Below are 1,176 nucleotides of genomic sequence, written 5' to 3' on the forward strand. Positions count from 1 at the left end.
TGTACACACCGCCCGTCACACCATGGGAGTGGGCTGCACCAGAAGTAGATAGCTTAACCTTCGGGAGGGCGTTTACCACGGTGTGGTTCATGACTGGGGTGAAGTCGTAACAAGGTAGCCCTAGGGGAACCTGGGGCTGGATCACCTCCTTACTGACGCTATTTTTGCGAGTGTTCACACAGATTGTATAGGTTGAAGCATTAAAGAGGATATGTTCCCAAACATATCAGCGTGTCCCATTCGTCTAGAGGCCTAGGACACCGCCCTTTCACGGCGGTAACAGGGGTTCGACTCCCCTATGGGACGCCATTGGGTTGTTAGCTCAGTTGGTAGAGCAGTTGACTTTTAATCAATTGGTCACAGGTTCGAATCCTGTACAACCCACCATTTCTCAGACGCGGGGCTATAGCTCAGCTGGGAGAGCGCTTGCATGGCATGCAAGAGGTCGGCGGTTCGATCCCGCCTAGCTCCACCAAGTCTGAAAGATGGGCGATTAGCTCAGTTGGGAGAGCACCTCCCTTACAAGGAGGGGGTCACTGGTTCGAGCCCGGTATCGCCCACCATTTTCTCTGCAAGAGAAAAGCACTACAACAAAATGGGGCTATAGCTCAGCTGGGAGAGCGCCTGCCTTGCACGCAGGAGGTCAGCAGTTCGATCCTGCTTAGCTCCACCATTTTACTCTTTGTTTTTACAGCAGTTGACGCCTGTTGCGATGAGTGCTGTCTGAAAGCAAAAAATAAAGTGGTTTATCGTATTGATAAATACACATGCTCTTTAACAATCTGGAAAGCTGACAAGTCATTCTTAAAGAATGACAGTAAAGTTCTCAATCAGTGACATGTAATGTCACTCACACAATCAAGTGTGCTTGGGCTTTGTCTTATTTGATAAGCAAAGTCTCTATTTTGAGTCCGGCAAAAACAAAACCTTAATTGGTTGATGATTCAACACTCAGTGGTTTTGCGACGCAGATTTCTTTTTTTTAGACAATCTCGCCGTAAATAAAACCTCTTGGGGTTGTATGGTTAAGTGATTAAGCGTAGACGGTGGATGCCTTGGCAGTCAGAGGCGATGAAGGACGTACTAACCTGCGAAAAGCGATGGTGAGCTGGTAAGAAGCATTTGAGCCATCGATGTCCGAATGGGGAAACCYACCTGCATAAGCAGGTATCTTAG

5 tRNA genes and 2 rRNA genes are annotated in these 1,176 nt (G+C 48.1%); all 7 read left to right on the forward strand.

The features are described from left to right. Positions 1–152: ribosomal RNA gene (locus BZG72_RS15995) — 16S ribosomal RNA — on the forward strand; the annotation flags it as partial. An 81-nt stretch (positions 153–233) separates the two neighbouring features. Then, positions 234–309: transfer RNA gene (locus BZG72_RS16000), tRNA-Glu, on the forward strand. 2 nt (positions 310–311) lie between these two features. Beyond that, a tRNA-Lys gene (locus BZG72_RS16005) sits at positions 312–387 on the forward strand. Positions 388–399: 12 nt separating this feature from the next. Then, positions 400–475 (forward strand) — tRNA-Ala (locus BZG72_RS16010). A gap of 12 nt (positions 476–487) precedes the next feature. Further along, a tRNA-Val gene (locus BZG72_RS16015) sits at positions 488–563 on the forward strand. A 34-nt stretch (positions 564–597) separates the two neighbouring features. Then, positions 598–673: transfer RNA gene (locus BZG72_RS16020), tRNA-Ala, on the forward strand. A 350-nt stretch (positions 674–1,023) separates the two neighbouring features. Further along, positions 1,024–1,176 (forward strand): 23S ribosomal RNA (locus BZG72_RS16025); the annotation flags it as partial.

The sequence above is a fragment of the Salinivibrio sp. PR6 genome, from assembly GCF_001995955.1.
GTDB lineage: Bacteria > Pseudomonadota > Gammaproteobacteria > Enterobacterales > Vibrionaceae > Salinivibrio > Salinivibrio siamensis.